The organism is Bradyrhizobium sp. CCBAU 65884, assembly GCF_028128835.1.
Lineage (GTDB): Bacteria > Pseudomonadota > Alphaproteobacteria > Rhizobiales > Xanthobacteraceae > Bradyrhizobium > Bradyrhizobium ottawaense.
Window position 1 is genome coordinate 68238 of the sequence record NZ_LBJU01000132.1, and the last position, 22224, is coordinate 90461.

A 22224-nucleotide genomic window follows, 5' to 3' on the forward strand; every position below is an offset into this window, starting at 1 on the left:
CATCCGCCTCAACCGGCCTGCTTCACACGCATGTACCATTCGACGAGCCGGCGAACCTGACGCTCGGTGTAGCCACGCTCCACCATGCGTGCGACGAACTCGCCGTGCTTCTTCTCCGTCTCGCCGTCCTTCTTCGATCCGAAAGAGATGACCGGAAGCAGGTCCTCGACTTGCGAGAATATCCTCTTTTCGATCACGTCGCGAATCTTCTCGTAGGAGGTCCAGGTCGGATTTTTGCCACCGTGCTGGGCTCGCGACCGTAACGAGAATTTGACGACCTCGTTGCGGAAGTCCTTGGGGTTGGCGATGCCCGCCGGCTTCTCGATTTTGGTCAGCTCCTGGTTCAAAAGCTCGCGATCGAGCAGCTGGCCGGTGTCCGGATCCTTGAAGTCCTGGTCCTCGATCCAGGCGTCGGCATAGTCGACGTAGCGGTCGAACAGATTCTGGCCGTAATCCGAGTAGGATTCCAGGTAGGCCTTCTGGATCTCGTTGCCGATGAACTCGGCGTAGCGCGGCGCCAGATCCGCCTTGATGAATTCGAGATAACGCTTCTCGACCTCCTCCGGCAGCTGCTCGCGGCGGATCGACTGCTCCAGCGCGTACATCAGATGCACGGCGTCGGCGGCGACCTCCTGCGGATCGTGGTTGAAGGTCGCGGCCAGGATCTTGAAGGCAAAGCGGGTGGAGACGCCGTCCATGCCCTCGTCGACGCCGGCGGCGTCGCGGTATTCCTGGACGCTGCGCGCCTTCGGATCGGATTCCTTCAGGCTCTCGCCGTCATAGACCCGCATCTTGCCGAACAGGGTGGAGTTCTCGTGCTTGCGAAGGCGCGACATCACCGAGAACCGCGCCAGCGTCTCCAGCGTCGAAGGCGCGCAAGGCGCCGACGCGAGCTCGGAGCCCTGGATCAGCTTCTCGTAGATCTTCTGCTCCTCGGTGACGCGCAGGCAGTACGGCACCTTGATGACGCAGATGCGGTCGATGAAGGCCTCGTTGTTCTTGTTGGCCTTGAAGCTCGACCACTCGGCCTCGTTGGAATGCGCGAGGATGACGCCGGTGAACGGGATCGCTCCGATGTTTTCGGTGCCGATATAGTTGCCTTCCTGCGTCGCAGTCAGCAGCGGGTGCAGCATCTTGATCGGCGCCTTGAACATCTCGACGAACTCGAGCACGCCCTGGTTGGCGCGATTGAGGCCGCCGGAATAGCTGTAGGCGTCGGGGTCGTTCTGCGCGTAGGTCTCAAGCTTGCGGATATCGACCTTGCCGACCAGCGAGGAGATGTCCTGGTTGTTCTCGTCACCGGGCTCGGTCTTGGAGATCGCAATCTGGCGCAGCCGCGACGGCTGGATTTTTGCGACACGAAACTGGGAGATATCGCCGCCGAAGGCTTCCAGCCGCTTGTAGCACCACGGGCTCATCAGGCCGGTGAGACGACGGCGCGGAATGCCGTATTTCTCTTCCAGCATCGGGCCGAGCTGATCGGGATCGAACAGGCTGAGCGGGCTCTCGAACACGGGCGAGAGTTCATCGCCGGCCTTGAGCACGTAGATCGGATGCACTTCCATCAGCGACTTCAGCCGCTCGGCGAGCGAGGATTTGCCGCCGCCGACCGGGCCGAGCAGATAGAGGATCTGCTTGCGCTCTTCGAGACCTTGCGCCGCATGGCGGAAGAAACCGACGATGCGCTCGATGGTTTCTTCCATGCCGTAGAAGCCGGCGAAGGCCGGATAGGTACGGATCGTACGGTTCAAAAAAATACGGCCAAGGCGGGTATCCTTGGCCGTGTCAATCGTCTGGGGGTCACCGATCGCCGCTAGCAGTCGCTCGGCCGCGTTCGCGTATTTCATGGGATCGCTTCGACACGATTCCAGATATTCCGCCATCGACATGTCGTGTTGGCTTCTCGCCTCGAACGACTTAGCGAAAGCGTTGAATAGAGAATCGTTGTACATGATCCCTCTCCGCGTGAGTTCCGCTACAAGCTGAAACGAAAGCAGTTGCCGGACCGTTCCTCAGGCCGTTTCGAATCAGCGTGAGCACATGACGATCATTGGACACCCGGGTGCAGACACGACGCAACGCACAACGTAGGCACTCGTTGAGTTACGAACAGGCACCTGCCCGTATTTTGTGCGAATCCCTGTCTATATTGGCTCATTTCCACAAAATGTCACTCGGTCGCAACATCCGGGCGTTACCGGGGATGAGACCATCCGGCGTTGCAGCATAGCGATCTGCGAGCGGCGATCTTATGACGCTTGTACGGCGAAGCCTTGAGCGCCGCCTTGGTTACCACCTTGGGTGCCGCGTTCATCTTCCTGCTGCAATGCGGCGCGCGGAGTGCTGGCAGCGTGACAGTCGCGGCAAGCGCGCAGCAATGTATCAAAATCGGTCGCCAGGCCGTCCGACAGGATGACGATGCGATCGTTTCGCGCGCAACGGGCCAGATCGCGGATGCCGCAGAGCTGCTGCTGCAAAGCCGGCGTCGGCGTCAGCACGATCATCTTGTGGCCGCGGCTTTCCTCAGCCGAAATCTCTGCAATCGAATCCCAAGGCAGAAATTCATTGCCGATGCGCAGATCGCGGATGCCGTAGGGGGTGACGACCACGACCGCCCCCCGTTCGGCGGGCAGCATCCAGATCAGCCGGCAGGTCACCAGGCCGAACAGCACGACGCCGGCATAGCCGAGCGTCGTGTCGTAGTCGCCCAAACCGTCCCACAAGTCGAAGGCGAGGCTCGCGCTGAGCAGGGTCATCGCAAACCCCGCTGCAACCAGCAGCCGCAACTGCGTCGCGCATCGCCTGATTTCGAGATCGCGGGATGCGTCGATGGTCATGGCAGATTGCTGGCTGTCGGCGACAGCAAACGCCAGACCTTCAGGATGGGCGTGCATGCTCTTCCCCAGCATGGCCATTCGCGGCCGAACCACGATGCACCAGACGGACCGGAATCCGCTGATGGCACTCCACGCAGCCACTGGCTGACGACGAAGCGGCCGGCGTTACGCAAGGAGACCCGGCCGAACCTTCGGCCAACGACTTTTTACGCAACAACCGCTACTGCCGCCCGGATCGCCATGATCGCGACGGAGTTACACTGGAGGGTATGACGCCTGTACCCTTGATTGGTTCCCTCCCGGGAGCATGTAAGCTAGAGGATAGCGCGTCAGGACCGGCGCGGAAACCCCTCGCCCGCAGGCTTGGAGATAAATAAGCATCATGAATCCCGTCAAAGAACTGGAAAAGCACGGACAAGCCGTCTGGCTGGACTTCCTGGCCCGCGGCTTCATCGCCAAGGGCGACCTGAAGCGGCTGATCGAGACCGACGGCGTCAAGGGCGTCACCTCCAACCCCTCGATCTTCGAGAAGGCGATCGGCAGCTCGGACGAATATGACGCCCCGATCGGCAAGGCGCTGAAGCGCGGCGACCGGACCGTGGCCGACCTGTTCGAGGCCGTCGCGATCGAGGACATCCAGAACGCGGCCGACGTGCTTCGCCCGGTCTATGACCGCCTCGAGGGCGGTGACGGCTATGTCAGCCTGGAGGTCTCGCCCTATCTCGCCATGGACACATCAGGCACGGTCACTGAGGCGCGCCGGCTCTGGAAGGACGTTGGCCGCAAGAACCTGATGGTGAAGGTGCCGGCGACGCCGGAGGGCCTGCCGGCGATCGAGCAGCTGATCGGCGACGGCATCAGCATCAACATCACGCTGCTGTTCTCCAAGGCAGTCTACCTCCAGGTGGCCGAAGCCTACATCGCCGGGCTCGAAAAATACGTCGCAGGCGGCGGCGATCCCTCGCATGTCGCGAGCGTGGCCAGCTTCTTCGTCAGCCGTATCGACTCCGTGGTCGACAAGCAGCTCGACGACAAGATCGCCCGCGCCAACGATCCGTCCGAGAAGGAGCGGCTGGCCGCGCTCAAGGGCAAGGTTGCGATCGCCAACGCCAAGGTCGCCTACCAGGACTACAAGCGCCTGTTCTCGGGTCCCCGCTGGGACAAGCTCGCCGCCAAGGGCGCCAAACCGCAGCGGATGCTGTGGGCCTCCACCGGCACCAAGAACAAGGATTACAGCGACGTCCTCTATGTCGAAGAATTGATCGGCCCCGACACCATCAACACCGTGCCGCCGGCAACGCTGGATGCGTTCCGCGACCATGGCAAGCCGCGCGACAGCCTGGAAGAGAACGTCGAGGACGCCTACCGCGTGCTGGAAGAGCTGGAGCGCTCCGGCGTCTCGCTCGACGCCATCACCGAAGAGCTCGTCAAGGACGGCGTCAAGCTGTTCGCGGACGCCGCCGACAAGCTCTACGGCGCCGTCGCCCACAAGCGCGCCACGGTGCTTGGGCCCGCGCTCGACCGCCAGTCTCTCTCGCTCGGCGACGGGCTCGGCAAGGCGATGGCCAAGAGTACGGAGGAATGGCGTGCATCGGCCAAGATCCGCAGGCTGTGGCAGCACGACAAGTCGGTCTGGACCGGCGCGGACGAGGACAAATGGCTCGGCTGGCTCGACAGCGCCGCCAAGGCCGACGTCGCCGATTACGAGGACTATGCCGGCCGCGTGAAGGGGCAAAAGTTCTCCGACGCCGTCGTGCTCGGCATGGGCGGATCGAGCCTCGGGCCGGAGGTGCTGGCCGAGACTTTCGGGAAAAAGCCCGGCTTCCCGAAGCTGCATGTGCTCGACTCCACCGATCCGGCGCAGGTGCGGGCGATGGAGGCCCGGATCGACATCGCCAACACCGTGTTCATCGTCTCCAGCAAGTCGGGCGGCACCACCGAGCCGAACGCGATGAAGGACTATTTCCATGAGCGCGTTGCGCAAGCGCTCGGCCCGAAGGCGAAGACGGGCTTCCGCTTCATCGCGGTGACCGATCCCGGCTCATCGCTGGAGAAGGCCGCCAAGAAGCTGAACTACGCCCGCATCTTCCATGGCGAGCCCTCGATCGGCGGACGCTATTCCGTGCTGTCGCCGTTCGGCCTCGTGCCGGCGGCGACCGCCGGCATCGACGTCAAGACCTTCGTCAAGCACGCGCTCGCCATGGCGCGCTCCTGCGGACCGGACGTGCCGCCGAGCGAAAACCCGGGCGTGCAGCTTGGCCTTGCCATCGGCCTCGCCGGCCTCGAAGGCCGCGACAAGGTGACGATCCTGTCGTCGAAGAAGATCGCCGATTTCGGAGCCTGGGCCGAGCAGCTCATCGCGGAATCGACCGGCAAGGAGGGCAAGGGCCTGATCCCGATCGAGGGCGAGCCGCTGGGCGACCCTTCCGTCTACGGCAACGACCGGTTCTTCATCGACATCCGCGTCGAAGGCGAAGCGGACGCCGCCCACGACTCCAAGCTTGCCGCGATCGAGGCGGCCGGCCATCCCGTGGTGCACATCGTGATGAAGTCGATCGACCATCTCGGCCAGGAGTTCTTCCGCTTCGAGATGGCGACCGCTGTGGCGGGCTCGGTCCTCGGCATCAACCCGTTCGACCAGCCGGACGTGGAAGCCGCCAAGATCAAGACCCGCGAGCTTACCGCGTCGTTCGAGAAGACCGGCGCGTTGCCGGAAGAGCAGCCGGTGGTCAGCACCGATGAGGCCGATCTCTACACCGACGAGGCCAACGCCACCGCGCTGCGCGCCGCCGGCGCCAACGGCGACCTCACCTCGTGGCTGAAGGCGCATCTGTCGCGCTCCGGCGACGGCGATTACGTCGCCCTGCTCGGCTATGTCGCGCGGGACAAGCTGACCATCGACGCGCTCCAGGCCATGCGGCTCGAAGTCCGTGAGAAGCGGCAGGTCGCAACCTGTGCCGAGTTCGGACCGCGCTTCCTGCACTCCACGGGGCAGGCCTACAAGGGCGGACCCGACAGCGGCGTGTTCCTCCAGATCACCGCTGATGATGCCAAGGACCTGGCGGTACCCGGCCAGAAGGCAAGCTTCGGCGTGATCAAGGCGGCGCAGGCACGCGGCGATTTCGACGTGCTCACCGAACGCGGCCGGCGCGCGCTGCGCGTCCACCTCAAGGGCGGGCTCAAGAAGGGTCTCGCGGCACTCAATGCGGCGCTCAACGACGCGCTGAACTAAGGGAATATTGCAGATGCAACTCGGCATGATCGGCCTCGGCCGGATGGGCGGCAACATCGTTCGCCGCCTGATGCGCCAGGGACATTCGACCGTGGTCTATGACAAGGACGCCAAGGCCGTCGCGGGCCTTGCCGCGGACGGTGCGGTCGGCTCCTCGACGCTCGAAGACTTCATCTCGAAGCTCGAGCGGCCGCGCACGGCCTGGGTGATGCTGCCTGCGGGGCACATCACCCAGACCACGATCGACACCATCGCGGGCGTGATGCAGGCGGGCGACGTCATCATCGATGGCGGCAACACCTTCTGGCAGGACGATGTCCGCCGCGGCAAGGCGCTGAAGGAACGCGGCATCCACTATGTCGACGTCGGCACGTCGGGCGGCGTCTGGGGCCTCGACCGCGGCTATTGCATGATGATCGGCGGCGAGAAGCAGGTGGTCGACCGGCTCGATCCGATCTTCGCCGCGCTGGCGCCCGGCGCCGGCGACATTCCACGCACGGAAGGACGCGAGGGCCGCGATCCCCGCATCGAGCAGGGCTACATCCATGCCGGCCCCGTCGGCGCCGGCCACTTCGTCAAGATGATCCACAACGGCATCGAATACGGCCTGATGCAGGCCTATGCCGAAGGTTTCGACATCCTCAAGAACGCCAATATCGAGGCTCTCCCGGCGGATCACCGCTACGATTTCGATCTCGCCGACATCGCCGAAGTGTGGCGGCGCGGCAGCGTGATCCCGTCCTGGCTGCTCGACCTCACCTCGACGGCCCTCGCCGACAGTCCGCAGCTGACGGAATATTCCGGCTTCGTGGAAGATTCCGGCGAAGGACGCTGGACCGTGAACGCGGCGATCGACGAGGCCGTGCCGGCCGAAGTTTTGACCGCGGCGCTCTACACACGTTTCCGTTCCCGCCAGGAACACACCTTCGCCGAAAAAATTCTCTCCGCGATGCGCGCAGGTTTTGGCGGCCACAAGGAGCCGAAGCAGCCGGGCGCCGCGAAGTCCAAATAAGAGCTCAGTAAGCGTACCAAGCGAAGGCCGACAATTCGTGACAAAAGACCCGCAAGTAAAGCGCAAGCCGGAAAATTGCGCCTTCGTCATCTTTGGCGTGACCGGCGACCTCACTCATCGGCTGGTGATGCCGTCGCTCTACAATCTGGCGGCCGAGCATCTGTTGCCGGAAAAGTTCTGCGTCGTCGGCGTGGCCCGCAGGGGGCAGTCGGATGACGAACTGCGCAACAGCCTGTTGAAGGGACTGCGCCAGTTCGCGACCCGTCCCGTGGACGACGACATCGCAAAGAAGCTGCTGGAATGCGTGACCTTCGTCGAGGCCGATCCGAAGGACCCGCCGTCGTTCGATCGCCTGCGCGAGCACCTGGATTCGCTGGAATGCGCGCAGGAAACCGGCGGCAACCGACTGTTCTATCTGGCGACGCCGCCCACTGCGTTCGCACCGACGGCGCGCGAGCTCGGCCGCACCGGCATGACGAAGGAGAACGGCGCCTGGCGGCGGCTGGTGATCGAAAAGCCGTTCGGGACCGACCTCGCCTCGGCCAAGGCGCTGAACGCCGAGTTGCTGAAGATCATGGACGAGCACCAGATCTACCGGATCGATCATTATCTCGGCAAGGAGACCGTGCAGAACATCCTGGTGCTGCGCTTTGCCAACGGCATGTTCGAGCCGATCTGGAATCGCAACCACATCGACCACATCCAGATCACGGTGGAGGAGAAGCTCGGCGTCGGCCACCGCGGCGGCTTCTACGATGCCACCGGGGCGCTGCGCGACATGGTGCCGAACCATCTGTTCCAGCTGATGTCGCTGGTGGCGATGGAGCCGCCGGCGCGCTTCGACGCCCATTCCGTGCGCTCCGAGAAGGCCGAGGTGCTCACGTCGATCCAGCAGCCGAGCCGGGAGGATGCGCTGAAGAACTCGGTCCGCGCGCAATATCTCGCAGGCCGCGTCGGCGATGACGAGATCCCGGACTACCGCAAGACCGAGGACGTCAAGCCCGGGAGCAGCACCGAAACCTTCGTTGCGCTGAAGCTTATGATCGACAATTGGCGCTGGGCCGGCGTGCCCTTCTATTTACGCACCGGCAAGGCGCTGGGCCACAAGCGCACCGAGGTCGCGATCAAGTTCAAGCAGGCGCCGCTGTCGATGTTCTCAGGCACGACAGTCGATCGCCTGTCGCAGAATTTTCTCACCATCGGCATCGCACCGACCGAGACCATCGAGCTGCAGTTCAACGCCAAGATCCCCGGACCGAGCGTCACCATCGACGGCGTCGAGATGAAATTCCGCTATGGCGATTATTTTCGGGCCGATCCCTCGACCGGCTACGAGACGCTGATCTACGACTGCATGATCGGCGACAACATCCTGTTCCAGCGCGCCGACGGCATCGAGGCCGGATGGCAGGCGGTGCAGCCGTTCCTGGACGCCTGGAAAAGCGCGGGCACCAACGGCATCGAGACCTACGAAGCCGGCAGCGACGGCCCGGCCTGCGCCGACGAGCTGCTGCGGCGCGACGGACGAAGCTGGCGGAAATTTTCGTGATGGCGGCGGCCGGACCGCCGGAGCTGATCGTCGCGGCCGACGCCGGGGCGCTGGCGCAGGCCGCGGCCGAACGGGTGATGGCGCGGGTCACGGCCAACCCCTCCCGCATCGCGATCTGCCTCACCGGCGGCTCCAGCCCGAAGAAGCTCTATCAATTGCTCGGCAGCGAGCCCTGGCGGGGCAAGATCCCGTGGGACCGCGTGCACTGGTTCATCGGCGACGAACGCTTCGTGCCCGACAGCGATCCCCTCAACAACATGGCGGTCGCGCGCGCGACCTTTCTCGACCGCAATGCGCCGTCCGGCCATATCCACCCGATCCCGACCACGGCCGACAATCCGGACCGAAGCGCTGAGGCCTATGCGCGCGAGCTGCAGGCCTTCTACCGTTCTGAAAGGCTCGATCCGGCGCGGCCGCTGTTCGACCTGGTGCTGATGGGCGCCGGCCCCGACGGCCACACCGCCTCGCTCTTCCCGGGCTTCCCCGAAATCGAGGAGACCGAACGCTGGGTCGTCGGGGTGCCCAAGGCCAATGTCGCGCCTTTCGTGCCGCGGGTCTCGCTCACTTTGCCCGCTTTGGCGTCCTGCCGCGAAATGCTGTTCGAGATTGCCGGGCATGACAAGCAGCCGATCTTGACGCGCATCGTCAATGGCGAGACTCTGCCGGCCTTACGCGCGCGCTCGAATGGTGAGACCGTCTGGCTGGTCGACAGGGCCGCGCTTCCGGAGGACATTCGTGGCGGGCGCTGAAGCACCTTGTGCATTGATCGTGATGGGCGTGTCGGGTTCGGGCAAGAGCACGGTTGCGGAAGCGCTCGGCGAGCGGCTCGGCTGGCGCTTCGAGGACGGTGACAGCTTTCATCCCGCCAGCAACGTCGAGAAGATGCGGGCCGGCCATCCCCTCACCGACGAGGACCGCTGGCCCTGGCTCAACGCCATCGCAGACGAGATCGCACGGGTGTGCGACGAGGGCGGGCATATCATCATCGCCTGCTCGGCGCTGAAGCACACCTATCGTGACGTGCTGCTGCGTGGACGCGACGACGTCCGCTTCGTGTTCCTGAAGGGCACCAAGGAGCTGATCGCCGAACGGCTCGCGCGGCGCAAGGGTCATTTCATGCCGCCTGGGCTACTGACGAGCCAGTTCGACACGCTGGAGCCGCCGGAGGCGGGCGAGCACGTCATCACCGTCTCGATCGACGAAACCGTCGAAGCGATCGTGGACGGGATCGTACGGCAGCTGAAGCTGGGCGGGGCGAAGCGCTGAGATTTGGAAACCTGAAGGTTCTGTCATGACGCAAATCTCCCTCGTGGTCTCCGACGTCGACGGCACGCTGCTGACCAAGGACAAGACGCTGACGGAACGCGCGAGGGGTGCGGTGCAGCGGCTGCACAAGGCCGGCATCGGCTTCACCATCACCTCCAGCCGTCCCGCCATCGGCATGCGCTTCCTGATCGAGCCGCTGGCGCTCTGGCTGCCGGTCGGCCCCTTCAACGGCTCCTCGATCGTCGATCCCGAGATGCGGCCGGTCGAACAGCACCTGATCCCGGCCAGTGCGGCCGAGCGGTCCTTGCAGATCCTCCGCGAATTCGGCGCCGACATCTGGCTGTTCACCACCGACAAGTGGCTGATCGACAACCCCAGCGGTAAATACGTCGCGCACGAGCAGCATACGATCCGCTCCGATCCCACCATCGTGACGGACTTTTCGCCTTACCTGTCGAGCGCATGCAAGATCGTCGGCGCCAGCACCGACGCCGCCGGCCTCGAGGCTTGCGAGAAGGCGATGCAGGAGGCGCTCGGCAGCGAGGCCACCGCGGTGCGCTCGCAGACCTATTATCTCGACATCACCCCGCCGGGCTTCAACAAGGGCACATTCGTGGAGGCGATGGCCAGGCGCCTGGGCATTGCGACCGGCGCCGTCGCCACCATCGGCGACATGCAGAACGACCTTGCGATGTTCGCCGTCAGCGGCATCTCGATCGCCATGGGCAACGCCACCGACTACGTCAAGGACCAGGCGACGCACGTCACTGCGAGCAACGAGCAGGATGGCTTTGCCGAGGCGATGGAGATGATCTTGAAGTGGAATGGGGTGGGCTGAGCTTGATGTGAAGAGCCTCGACAGGCTCCTCCACTGCGGTGCGTTCCCTCCCCTCTTGTGGGGGAGAGAACGGAGAGAGCGCTACTACTTCGACCGCTGCACCGCCGGCTTGTCGCACTGTTGCCTTGCCGCCGACAGATTGTGCGCGGTGTTGATCAGCGCGATGTGGGTCAGCGCCTGCGGGAAATTGCCGGTCTGGCGCCGGGCGACTGAATCGTATTCCTCGGCCAGCAGCCCGACGTCGTTCGCGATGCCGGCCACGCGATCGAGCAAGATCTGCGCCTTGTCGAGATCGCCGGCGAGCACATGGGCATCGGCGAGCCACAGGCTGCAGGCCAGGAACGCGCCTTCGAGCGGCGGCTGCCCTGCAGGCAGCTCGCGCGGATCGTGCCGCAGCACGAAGCCGTCGCGCACCAGACATGTCTCGACCGCGGCGATGGTGCCACGGATGCGCGGGTCCGACGGCGGCAAAAAGCCCACGGCCGGCAGCAGCAGCACGCTGGCATCGAGCAATTTCGAGCCGTAGGATTCGACGAAGGCATTTTCCTCCACGTCGAACCCCCGGTTGCAGACGTCGCGATGAATGGCCTCGCGCAACGTACGCCAGTGCAGCAGCGGCGCCTTGAAGCCGAAGGTCTCGGCGCTCTTGATGCCGCGGTCGAAGGCGACCCAGGTCATCACCTTGGAGAAGACGTAGTGCCTGGGCTGGCCGCGCCGCTCCCAGATGCCGTGATCGGGCCGGTCCCAGACTTCGGCCAGATGATTGAGCACGGCACATTCCAGCGCCCATGTCGTTTCGTCGTCCAGCTTGAGCTTGGCCATGCGCGACTGGTGGAAGGCGTCGATCAATTCGCCATAGACGTCGAGCTGGAGCTGCGCATGGGCGGCATTGCCGACGCGCACCGGCTTGGCGCCCTCATAGCCCTTGAGCCAGCCCGCCTCCCATTCCAAGAGCCTCCGCTGGCCCCAGATGCCGTACATGATCTGCATGTTCGCCGGCGAGCCGGCCGCCGCGCGCAGCAGCCAATTGTGCCAAGCCAGGGCTTCCTCGGTGTATCCCGAGTTCATCAGCGCCAGCAGCGTGAAGGTGGCATCGCGCAGCCAGCAGAAGCGATAGTCCCAGTTCCTGCTGCCCCCGAGCTTTTCCGGCAGCGAGGTGGTGGGTGCCGCGACGATGCCGCCGGTCGGCGCGAAGGTCAGCGCCTTCAGCGTGATCAGCGAGCGCATGACGAGGTCTTGATAGTCGCCGTCGCGGGTGCAATGGCCGCACCAATCCTGCCAGAACTTTTCGGTGTCCTGAAGCGCGATCTCCGGATCGATCGGCGCGGGCGGCTCCAGATGCGAGGGGCCGTAGGTCAGCACGAAGGGTACCGTCTCGCCGGCCTTCACCTCAAAATCGGCAACCGTGGTCAGATCCTCGCCGCGAGTTTCGACAGGCGTGCGCAGCACGGTCATATCCTGGCCGGCGATGGCCATCAGCGAATGGTCGATCCGCCGCACCCAGGGGATATCGATGCCGAAGCCGAAGCGGATGACGAGCTCCATCCGCATCTTCACCGCGCCGCTGACGCCGCGGACCAGCCGCACGATGTCGGACGCCTTGCCGCGCGGCGGCATGAAATCGATCAGCGCGACGGTGCCGCTCTTCGTCTTGAAACGCGTTTCGAGGATGAGAGTGTTGCCGAGATAGCGGCGTGAGATGCTGGTGACGTCCTCGGCCGGCGTAACCAGCCAGCGGCCGTTCTTATCGCTGCCGAGGATGGCGGCAAAGCAGGCATCGGAATCGAAGGCGGGCCAGCACAGCCAGTCGATCGAGCCGTTGCGCCCGACCAGCGCCGCGGTCTCGCAATCACCGATCAGCGCATAGTCCTCGATCCTCTGAGACAATGTGGTGCGAGCCTTGAAAACAGCCCCTGGAAGCCCTTTACGCCGTCAACTCCCGCCATTCAACGAACGTTCCCGCGTCGCTGCTCGCAAGGCCGTGAGATCGACCTTCGCGGCGATCTTGTCGAGCGCAACAGGCAGGCGCTGGCGCCAGTTCGGATGTTCGTCGATCGTGCCGGGAATGTTGGGCTGGTCGATCACGCCGAGCAGATCCTCCATCGAGACCGCGAGCAGCCGCGACGGCGTGCGCGACAGGAAGGCGAGCACCGAATAGAGGTCGTTGGCACGAATGCCGTTCTGGCGCAGGATCTCGTCGAGCCTGCCGAGCGCATCCCAGCGCGCCTGGTCGTTCTCGCCGGGATCGAGCCCGAGCGAGCGCTTCATCTTCAGGTCGCCGAAGGAGCGCCAGCCGGCATAGGTCGACAGGTCATGCGTGTTCAGCGTGACCAGCGCGTTAGGCCGGTAATGGTCGACATTGCGGAAATGGCCGGCATCGTCGCGCTCGAACATCATGACCAGATAGGACCAGATGCCGAAATCCTGCATGGTCTCGCGAAAACCTTCCGGCACGGTGCCGAGGTCCTCGCCGATCACGATGCATTTGTGGGCCGCGCTCTCGCGCGCCACGGCGCCAAGCAGCGCCTCGAACGGCATCTGCACATAGGCGCCGTTATCCGGCTTGAAGCCGCGCGGCACGAGATAAAGCCGCTTCAGGCCCAGCACGTGATCAAGCCTGATCGCGCCGGCATGGCGCATCGAGGCCGCCAGCATGTCGGCGAACGGCACGAAGGATTGCGCTTCCAGGCCGCCGGCGTTGAAGCCGGCAAGGCCCCAGTCCTGGCCGATGGTGTTGAGCACGTCGGGCGGCGCGCCGACGGCGAGATGACGGGAGATCGCCATCTGCTCGTTCCAGGCATCGAAGCCGTTGGACTGCACGCCGACGGCGACGTCGAGATAGAGCCCGACGCGCATGCCGAGCTGGCTGGCAAGCTCCTTGGCAGCATGCAGCTGGCTATCTGCGGTCCATTGCACGAATTCGACGAACTCGACCTCGCGCTTGTCAGGCCCATTGCGCAAGCTGGCGCATTTCGCCTCGTCCGGTTGCTGCCATTCAACCGGCCATTCCCACCATGGCGCGGTGAAACGATGGCGCAGCACCTCGAAGCAGGCGAAGCGGGACAATAGCGGCGCGCGGGCGGCGCGGAAGGCGTCGAACGCCTTGCGGCGCGCCGCGCTTGCCGTCGTCACGAAGCTGTCAAAGGCGGCGCGCAGGCCCAGCCATTTCAACGCCGCCATGTCGGCATAGGGGACGCGATCGCCTTGGCGCAGACGGGCCGCGGTCGCGGCCGCGTCGGGCACGAGGTCTGCGGAGAATTCGGGAATGGCTTCGACGTCGATATAGAGCGGATTGAGGAACAGCCGGCTATTCGGCGAGTAGGGACTGCAATCGGCCGGGTGGTCGTCGAACAGGACATGCAACGGATTGAGTCCGACACCGTCAGCCCCCAGCTGCTTTGCGAGCCGGACGAGATCGGCGAGATCGGTGAAATCGCCGATGCCCCAATTGCGGTCCGAACGGACGCTGTAGAGCTGCACGGCAAGCAGCCAGCCGCGATCGAAATCGCCGCCGAAGGCGCGCTCGGGAGCCACGATCATCGGCACCTCTTCCGTCACACCTTCGGCATCGGTCAGTGTCAACCGGTGATAGCCGAGCGGCAGGCCGGCAGGCCAGGCGATCACGGGCTCGCGCGTTTCGCCCTCGGCGGTCACCTCCCCCTTTGCGGCCAATTTCCACTTCAGCGGCGGCGCGCCGATCGTCGCCAATTCCGTGCGCGGATGCCCCAAGGCGCGGACCACGACCGGCCCGCTGACGAAGCGGTAAACCCGCTTCTCCGGCAGGGCATCGAGAATGGATTTGAGGGCCACGGGATCGGTGACCCGCAGCTTTCCGAGGGCGTCGATGAATTCGGATTGAACGCCCTTGATCCGGGCTTGAGCTAAAAGATCCATTCGGCACGCAGCTTGCAGGCCACCCTTTTGCCGGGGGCATCGATTTTAACGAGACGGTGGAAGACGTTAGTCAGCCCTAACTCGCAGACCGCGCCACCCGTTCCCGAGGGAACTAATGACACACAACCGGCTTTCTATATAGGTACCAAGCGTAGGTTCCCGACAAGGGAAACGGGCTCCTGCTTTCTTGTCAATGGCATCACCGTGAACAAGACAATTCAAACTGTCGAAAGTGCCGCAGCCGGCAGCGCTTTCCTGATCGAGGACGTCTATCCCGCAATCGACGCCGGCCGCTTCGCGGTGAAGCGGATCGCGGGTGAGCGCATGGAGGTGTGGGCCGATGTCTACCGCGATGGCGACGCCGTGGTCGGGGCCGCGCTGATCTGGCGCCGCGAGCAGGACCGCGACTGGAAGCGCGAGCCGATGGACCATCGGGGCAATGACCGCTGGTCCGGCGGATTCACACCCGTTGAGCCCGGCCAACATGTCTACGCGATCGAGGCCTGGACCGACGAGTTCGCCACCTGGTCGCACGGGGTCGCGCGCAAGCAGCGAATGGGTGCCGATGTCAGCCTCGATGCGATCGAGGGGGCCGGGCTCCTGACCAAGGCGCATGGCGCGCGACAGGACGCGGCGGCGGTCATCGTCAGACAGTGCGAGGATTATCTTCAGACCGGCGACGTCGCCTCGCTGCTTGCGGCCGAGCTCGGCAATGCCATGGCAGAGAGCCAGTCCCGGCCAGACCTGACCCGCTCGCAGCCTTTCCCGCTGACCGTCGACCGCGACAAGGCGCGCTTCGGCGCCTGGTATCAGATGATGCCGCGCAGCCAGAGCCAGGTCGCCGGCCAGCACGGGACGCTGCGCGACTGCATCGCCCGCGTGCCCGATATCGCCGCGATGGGTTTTGACGTGCTCTATTTCACGCCGATCCAGCCGATCGGCCGCAGCCGTCGCAAGGGCCGCAACAATGCGCCGGTGGCAACCGACGGCGAGCCCGGCTCGCCCTACGCGATCGGAGCCGCCGAGGGCGGCCACGATGCGCTGCATCCCGATCTCGGCACCATCGAGGATTTCCGCGCGCTGGTTGCGACCTGCCTGGAATACGGTCTCGAGCTCGCGCTCGATTTCGCCGTGCAATGCTCGCCCGACCATCCCTGGCTGACGCTGCATCCGGAATGGTTCAAATGGCGGCCGGACCGCTCGGTGCGGACCGCGGATGGACCCTATTCGGACATCGTGATCCCCGATTTCGACTCCGTCGACAGGGCCGGGCTGTGGAACGGGTTTCGCGATGCCATGCTGTTCTGGATCGACCAAGGCGTCACCATCTTCGCCATCGACAACCACGACACCGCGCCGCTTGCGTTCTGGGACTGGCTGATCCGCGACATCCGCCGCCGGCATCCCGAGGTGATCCTGTTCTCCAAGACGTTTGCACGGCCGAAGCTGATGAAGGGCCTCGCCAAGCTCGGCTTTGCGCAGTCCTTCACCTACTTCCCCTGGCGCACGACAAAGTGGGAGCTGGAGCAATATCTCGGCGAGATGACGCGCTATCCCGAGCGCGACTTCTATCGCCCGAACCTGTTCGTCAACACGCCCGACCTGCTGCCCTATCATCTCCAGGGCGGCGAAGCCTGGGCGTTCAAGTCGCGCGTTGCGCTGGCGGCGACATTGTCGGGCAGCTACGGCGTTTACAGCGGCTTCGAGCTGCTGGAACACGAGGCGATGCCCGGCCGCGAGGAATATCTGGATTCCGAGAAATACCAGATCCGGCAACGCGACTGGGACCGGCCCGGCAACATCAAGTCCTACATTGCCGGTCTCAACCGCATCCGCAACGACAATGCCGCGCTCCAGCAAACGGCAAATTTGCGGTTTCTCGGCATTGAGGACGGCGAGACGATCGCCTTCGTCAAGGAGGCGGCCGAGCCGGCCAACACCGTCCTCATCGTGATCGCGCTTTCGGGCCATTTGCGCGAGTGCTGGCTGCCGCTCGGCGACGTCACCGTTGACGCCGGCGGGCAGCGGCACCATGTGACGACACTCGAAAACCTTCTCACCGGCGAACAGTCCCGCATCGAATGGGGCGGGATCAGGTTGCGTATCGATCCCGACCGCGATCCGGCGCTCTTGTTCCGCTGCCTGGCGTAAGGGGCCACGCCATGAATGTTCTGTCTTCCGTCGACACCAAGAAGCTTGAGGCTGCTGAGATCGTGGATGAGCTCTGGTACAAGGACGCCATTATCTATCAGCTCCACGTCAAAGCCTTCGCCGACAGCAACAATGACGGGATCGGCGATTTCGCCGGCCTAACCGAGAAGCTGCCCTATCTCCAGGAACTCGGCGTCACCGCGCTGTGGCTTTTGCCGTTCTACCCCTCGCCCGGCCGCGACGACGGCTACGACATCGCCGACTACGGCTCGGTCAATCCCGATTTCGGGACGATGAAGGACTTCAAGCGTTTCATCCAGGAAGCGCAGAAGCGCGGCCTGCGCGTCATCACCGAACTCGTCGTCAACCACACCTCGGACCAGCACAAATGGTTCAAGCGCGCGCGCCGCAGCCATCCCGGCTCCAGCGCCCGCAACTGGTATGTTTGGAGCGACACCGACCAGAAATACCAGGGCACGCGCATCATCTTCACCGACACCGAAAAGTCGAACTGGACCTGGGATCACGAGGCCGGCGCGTTCTACTGGCACCGCTTCTTCTCGCACCAACCCGATCTCAATTTCGACAATCCGCGCGTGGTCAGCGCGCTCATCCAGGTGATGAAGCGCTGGCTGGACGCCGGCGTCGACGGCTTCCGGCTCGACGCCATTCCCTATCTGTGCGAACGCGACGGCACCAACAACGAGAACCTCCCCGAGACGCATGCGATCATCAAGCGCCTGCGCCACGAGCTGGATTCCTACTCCAAGGGCAAGCTGCTGCTCGCGGAGGCCAATCAATGGCCGGAGGACGTGCAGGAATATTTCGGCCGCGGCGACGAGTGCCACATGGCCTACCACTTCCCGCTGATGCCGCGCATCTACATGGCGATCGCGCAGGAGGACCGCTTTCCGATCACCGACATTCTGCGCCAGACGCCGGATATTCCGGCAAGCTGCCAATGGGCGCTGTTCCTGCGCAACCATGACGAGCTGACGCTGGAGATGGTCACCGACGTCGAGCGCGATTATCTCTGGACCACCTACGCCAACGATCCCCGTGCCCGCATCAATGTCGGCATCCGCAGGCGCCTTGCGCCGCTGATGGACAATGACCGGCGCAAGATCGAGCTGATGAACTCGCTGCTGCTGTCCTTCCCCGGCACGCCGATCATCTATTACGGCGACGAGATCGGGATGGGCGACAACATCTATCTCGGCGACCGCAACGGCGTCCGCACGCCGATGCAGTGGAGCCCTGACCGCAACGGCGGCTTCTCACGCTGCGACCCGGCCCGCCTCTACGCGCCGCTGATCATGGATCCCGTCTACGGCTACGAATCGGTGAATGTGGAGGCGCAGTCGCGCAGCCTGTCGTCGTTGCTCAGCGCCACCAAGCGGCTGATCTCGGTGCGCAAGTCGACGCTCGCTTTCGGCCGCGGCACCATGACCTTCATCCGCCCGGCCAATCGCGCCGTGCTCGCCTATGTCCGCCAATACCGCGACGAGGTGATCCTCTGCGTCGCCAATTTGTCGCGCGCAGCGCAAGCGACCGAGCTCGACCTGTCGCCTTGGAAGGACCGCATCCCGCAGGAGATGCTGGGACGGACGCGTTTTCCGGCGATCGGCGAACTGCCCTACATGATCACGCTGGGGCCCTACGGCTTCTACTGGTTCCAGCTCCAGGAGCGCGACAAGTCCGAGCCGGTGACGCCGCGCGCGGTGCCAGAGTTCGAGACGCTGGTGGTGCCGGTGAACTCGAACTGGGTGTCGCTCGCCCGCGAGCGCGGCGTGTTCGAGCGCGACGTGCTGCCGGGATTCTTGTCGCGGACGCGGTGGTATCCCGAGCACAATCCCAAGCACATCAAGACCGCGCTGACCTCGGCGGTGCCGTTCTGCGACATCGGCGACAACAGGCCCTGGATCGCGTTCTTTGAGAGGCCGGACCAGGACGCTGCGCCGCGTTACGTGCTGCCGATGCAGATCGAGTGGGTGCGCTTCGACCGCGAGCGGTTCAACCCGAAGGCGCTCGCCGCCGTGCGCCAGGGCGCGCGCGAGGGCACGCTGCTCGACGTGGCGACCGATCAGATCTTCATCGGCCTGTTCCTGCGCAACCTGTCGCAGAACCTGGTGGTGGAAGAGAACAATCTGCGGCTGGAGTTCAAGGCGACCAGCCGATTCGCCGATTACACCATCAAGGAGCCCGAACGCATCCGCGCGATCGAGCAATCGAACAGCACCGCGCTGGTCGACAACCAGTACGTCGCCAAGCTCTACCGCCAGCTCGAAAGTGGCATCAATCCCGAGATCGAGATCGGCCATTATCTCACCGAGGTCGCGCGCTTTGCCAATACGCCGGCGTTGCTCGGCAGCGTCGAGCTGGTCGAAGGTGATCAGCGCAGCACGCTCGGCGTGCTCCATGCCTATGTCGAGAACCAGGGTGACGGCTGGACCGTGACCACGGGTTATCTCGATCGCTATATCGACGAGCAACGCGTGTTGTCGGCAGGCGAAGCGCCGCGCGAGACCCAGGAGCAAGCGCCTTATCTGCACTTCATCGCGCAGATCGGCCGGCGGCTCGGCGAGTTGCATGTTGCCCTGGCGGCGGCAAAGCCGGACGATCTCGCCCCGGAGCCGATCGGCTCTGCGCACGTCAAACGCCTCGTGTCCGACCTCAAGGCGCGGGCCGAGCGGATTTTCGAACGGCTGGCCGACAGCCGCGACGGCCTGCGGGAGGCGGACCGGCCGCTGATCGACCAGCTCGCCGCCGTGCGCGCGTCCCTGCCCGCCACCCTGAATGCGCTATTGCCTTCCGGGATCGGCGGGCTGAACATCCGTCATCATGGCGACTTCCGCCTCGGGCAGACTCTGATCGTGAAGGACGATATCTTCATCATCGACTTTGACGGCAATCCCCGTGTGCCGCTGGCCGACAAGCGGCGCAAGCTGCCTGCCGCGCGCGACGTCGCCGGCCTGATCCGCTCGATCGATCTTTCGGTTAACGCTGCGCTGAGCCGCGCACTCACGGGTGCCTCCGACGAGCAGGGCCGGATCACCGCAGCGCTCGACGAATGGCGCGAGCGAACCGCCGCAACCTTCCTGTCCGCCTATCGCGAGGCCGTGACCGATCGACGGCTGTGGCCGGAGGATCGGCAATCCGCAGAAGGCCTGTTAAGGTTTTTCCTGCTTGATCACGCCTTCGATGAAGTAGAGTACGAGCTGTCCAACCGGCCTGAGGGGCTCCATGCGCCGCTGACCGGACTGCTTCGCATTCTGTCCAATGCCGGGAGCGAAGCCCATGCCTAAACTGCCTGCCGAGGCCTATGCGATCATCGAGGGCCGCCACTCCGACCCCTTCCACTATCTCGGGCTGCATCCCGAGGGCGGTAAAAGCGTGGTGCGCGCCTTTCTCCCCGAGGCCTCGAATGTCGAGGCAGTCGGCGAGCGTGGCGAAGTCGCTCCGCTCGACCGCGTGCACGATTCCGGCCTGTTCATCGGGGCCCTGCCCAATGGCTCGAAGCACTATCAGCTGCGCGCAAAATTCGGCGGCAACGTCGTCGAGTTCGAGGACGCCTACCGCTTTCCGCCGATCCTGACCGATTTCGACCTCTATTTGCTGGGCGAAGGCACCGATCAGCGCCTTTACGACAAGCTCGGGGCGCATCCGATGCGGCTCGAGGGCATCGACGGCATCGGCTTCGTGGTGCTGGCGCCGAACGCACGCCGCGTTTCCGTGGTCGGCGATTTCAATTTCTGGGACGGACGTCGCCATCCGATGCGGGTGCGCGGCGCCGGGTATTGGGAATTGTTCATTCCGCATGCCAAAGCCGGCGATCACTACAAGTTCGAGATCATCGGGCCGCACGGCCATCTGCTTCCGCTGAAATCAGACCCGATGGCCTTTGCCAGCGAAGTCCGGCCGAAGACGGCCTCCATCGTGTTCGACGAGGCGGATCTGGCGCGCCCGCGCCCGGCGCCTGATGGCATCAACGCGCTGTCGGCGCCGATGTCGATCTACGAGGTCCATCTCGGCTCGTGGCGTCGCAAGAACGGCGATGAATGGCTGACCTATCGCGAGCTGGCCGAACAGTTGCCGGCCTATGCCCGCGACATGGGCTTCACCCATCTCGAATTCCTGCCCGTGAGCGAGCATCCCTTCGATGGCTCCTGGGGCTATCAGCCGACCGGCCTCTATGCGCCGACCAGCCGCTTCGGCACGCCGGAGGATTTTGCCGCCCTCGTCGATGCCTGCCACCGCGAAGGCGTCGGCGTGCTGCTCGATTGGGTGCCCGGTCACTTCCCCGACGATCCCCACGGGCTCGGCAGCTTCGACGGCACCGCGCTCTACGAGCACGCCAACCCGCTCCAGGGCCGCCATCTCGACTGGGGCACCTTGATCTATAATTACGGCCGCACCGAAGTGACGAACTTCCTGGTGTCGAACGCGCTGTTCTGGATGGAGCGTTATGCCATTGACGGCTTACGCGTCGATGCCGTCGCGTCCATGCTCTATCTCGACTACAGCCGGCCGCCCGGCGCCTGGATCCCGAACCAATATGGCGGCCGCGAAAACATCGAGGCGATCAACTTCCTGCGCCGCTTCAACACGGAAGTATTCGCGCGCTTCCCGCAGGCGACCACGGCGGCCGAGGAATCCACGGCCTGGCCGCAGGTCTCACGCCCGGTCGAATTCGGCGGGCTCGGCTTCGGCTACAAGTGGAACATGGGCTGGATGCACGACACGCTGAACTACATCAGCAAGGATCCGATCCATCGCAAGCACCATCACGGCGACATCCTGTTCGGCCTGCACTACGCCTTCTCGGAAAACTTCATCCTGCCGCTCTCGCATGACGAGGTCGTGCACGGCAAGCGCTCGATCCTCGGCCGCATGCCCGGCGACGAGTGGCAGCGCTTTGCGAATTTGCGCGCCTATTACAGTTTCATGTTCGGCCATCCCGGCAAGAAGCTGTTGTTCATGGGCGCGGAAATCGCCCAGAGCCGCGAATGGAATCACGACCAGTCGCTCGACTGGCACCTGCTCGAATACAAGTATCATTCCGGCATCCAGTCACTGATCCGCGACCTCAACCGGCTCTACCGCGCGGTGCCGGCGCTGCACCAGATGGACTGCGACCAGGCCGGCTTCGAATGGCTGATCACGGATGATGCCAACCGCAACGTGTTCGCCTGGCTGCGCAAGGGATTCGACGAGCAGGCGCGGTGTCTCGTCATCATCAACTTCTCTCCCAATGTCTATCGCAACTATCGCGTTCGCGTGCCCTTTGCCGGCAAATGGAAGGAAGTGTTCAATTCGGACTCCGCCCATTATGGCGGCAGCAATGTCGGGAACATCGGCGAGGTTCATGCCGTTGAAGGCAAGGCGCCCGAGCTCCGCCTCACCATTCCGCCGCTCGCCGCGATCTTCCTCGTTCCGGAAAGCTGA

Annotated in this window: 13 protein-coding genes; 9 read left to right on the forward strand and 4 right to left on the reverse strand. The window is 64.3% G+C overall.

The window, feature by feature from the left end; genetic code table 11:
* Nucleotides 1–8: 8 nt before the first annotated feature.
* A complete protein-coding gene (locus XI03_RS35140; protein WP_028145664.1) occupies nt 9–1952 on the reverse strand; it encodes a PrkA family serine protein kinase in 1944 nt (647 codons plus the stop codon).
* Nucleotides 1953–2249: 297 nt separating this feature from the next.
* Nucleotides 2250–2915 carry an STM3941 family protein gene (locus tag XI03_RS35145; RefSeq protein ID WP_028145665.1) on the reverse strand — a complete coding sequence of 222 codons (666 nt, stop codon included), beginning with the start codon at nt 2913–2915 and terminating at the stop codon, nt 2250–2252.
* Nucleotides 2916–3219: 304 nt separating this feature from the next.
* On the opposite strand from XI03_RS35145, the gene XI03_RS35150 reads away from it, so the two are divergent.
* The 6 genes from XI03_RS35150 to XI03_RS35175 are packed head-to-tail and all read left to right on the forward strand — an operon-like array spanning nt 3220 to nt 10734.
* On the forward strand, nt 3220–6069 hold the full coding sequence (locus tag XI03_RS35150; RefSeq protein ID WP_271594650.1) for a bifunctional transaldolase/phosoglucose isomerase: 2850 nt from the start codon (nt 3220–3222) through the stop codon (nt 6067–6069).
* Nucleotides 6070–6082: 13 nt separating this feature from the next.
* Entirely contained in the window at nt 6083–7081 is a 999-nt protein-coding gene (gene gnd / locus XI03_RS35155) for a phosphogluconate dehydrogenase (NAD(+)-dependent, decarboxylating) (RefSeq protein WP_271594651.1), read from the forward strand.
* 37 nt (nt 7082–7118) lie between these two features.
* Nucleotides 7119–8630, forward strand: coding sequence for a glucose-6-phosphate dehydrogenase (zwf, locus tag XI03_RS35160; RefSeq protein WP_271594652.1), 1512 nt, complete (start codon nt 7119–7121; stop codon nt 8628–8630).
* Nucleotides 8630–9379, forward strand: coding sequence for a 6-phosphogluconolactonase (gene pgl, locus XI03_RS35165; protein ID WP_271594653.1), 750 nt, complete (start codon nt 8630–8632; stop codon nt 9377–9379). Before zwf ends, pgl begins: the two co-directional genes overlap by 1 nt.
* A complete protein-coding gene (locus tag XI03_RS35170) occupies nt 9366–9896 on the forward strand; it encodes a gluconokinase (protein WP_212475143.1) in 531 nt (176 codons plus the stop codon). The genes pgl and XI03_RS35170 overlap by 14 nt, the downstream gene beginning before the upstream one ends.
* Nucleotides 9897–9921: 25 nt before the next feature.
* Entirely contained in the window at nt 9922–10734 is an 813-nt protein-coding gene (locus XI03_RS35175) for an HAD family hydrolase (protein ID WP_271594654.1), read from the forward strand.
* An 84-nt stretch (nt 10735–10818) separates the two neighbouring features.
* Here XI03_RS35175 and XI03_RS35180 read toward each other — a convergent pair whose 3' ends face one another.
* Both XI03_RS35180 and malQ read right to left on the reverse strand, forming a co-directional pair.
* Nucleotides 10819–12621, reverse strand: coding sequence for a glycoside hydrolase family 15 protein (locus XI03_RS35180; protein WP_271594655.1), 1803 nt, complete (start codon nt 12619–12621; stop codon nt 10819–10821).
* A gap of 45 nt (nt 12622–12666) precedes the next feature.
* Nucleotides 12667–14628 carry a 4-alpha-glucanotransferase gene (malQ, locus tag XI03_RS35185; protein WP_028145673.1) on the reverse strand — a complete coding sequence of 654 codons (1962 nt, stop codon included), beginning with the start codon at nt 14626–14628 and terminating at the stop codon, nt 12667–12669.
* A 204-nt stretch (nt 14629–14832) separates the two neighbouring features.
* On the opposite strand from malQ, the gene XI03_RS35190 reads away from it, so the two are divergent.
* From XI03_RS35190 to glgB, 3 genes are read left to right on the forward strand one after another with little or no spacing between them, the layout of a single operon-like run.
* Nucleotides 14833–16779 carry a maltotransferase domain-containing protein gene (locus XI03_RS35190; protein ID WP_271594656.1) on the forward strand — a complete coding sequence of 649 codons (1947 nt, stop codon included), beginning with the start codon at nt 14833–14835 and terminating at the stop codon, nt 16777–16779.
* 11 nt (nt 16780–16790) lie between these two features.
* Nucleotides 16791–20084: a maltose alpha-D-glucosyltransferase gene (treS, locus tag XI03_RS35195; RefSeq protein ID WP_271594657.1), complete on the forward strand. Its 3294-nt coding sequence runs from the start codon at nt 16791–16793 to the stop codon at nt 20082–20084.
* Entirely contained in the window at nt 20077–22224 is a 2148-nt protein-coding gene (glgB, locus tag XI03_RS35200) for a 1,4-alpha-glucan branching protein GlgB (RefSeq protein WP_028145676.1), read from the forward strand. The genes treS and glgB overlap by 8 nt, the downstream gene beginning before the upstream one ends.

Coding starts and splice junctions, on each gene's coding strand:
- XI03_RS35140 (WP_028145664.1), bottom strand. CDS start 1,952: ATGTACAACGATTCTCTATTCAACGCTTTCGCTAAGTCGTTCGAGGCG.
- XI03_RS35145 (WP_028145665.1), bottom strand. CDS start 2,915: ATGGCCATGCTGGGGAAGAGCATGCACGCCCATCCTGAAGGTCTGGCG.
- XI03_RS35150 (WP_271594650.1), top strand. CDS start 3,220: ATGAATCCCGTCAAAGAACTGGAAAAGCACGGACAAGCCGTCTGGCTG.
- gnd (WP_271594651.1), top strand. CDS start 6,083: ATGCAACTCGGCATGATCGGCCTCGGCCGGATGGGCGGCAACATCGTT.
- pgl (WP_271594653.1), top strand. CDS start 8,630: ATGGCGGCGGCCGGACCGCCGGAGCTGATCGTCGCGGCCGACGCCGGG.
- XI03_RS35175 (WP_271594654.1), top strand. CDS start 9,922: ATGACGCAAATCTCCCTCGTGGTCTCCGACGTCGACGGCACGCTGCTG.
- malQ (WP_028145673.1), bottom strand. CDS start 14,628: ATGGATCTTTTAGCTCAAGCCCGGATCAAGGGCGTTCAATCCGAATTC.
- treS (WP_271594657.1), top strand. CDS start 16,791: ATGAATGTTCTGTCTTCCGTCGACACCAAGAAGCTTGAGGCTGCTGAG.
- glgB (WP_028145676.1), top strand. CDS start 20,077: ATGCCTAAACTGCCTGCCGAGGCCTATGCGATCATCGAGGGCCGCCAC.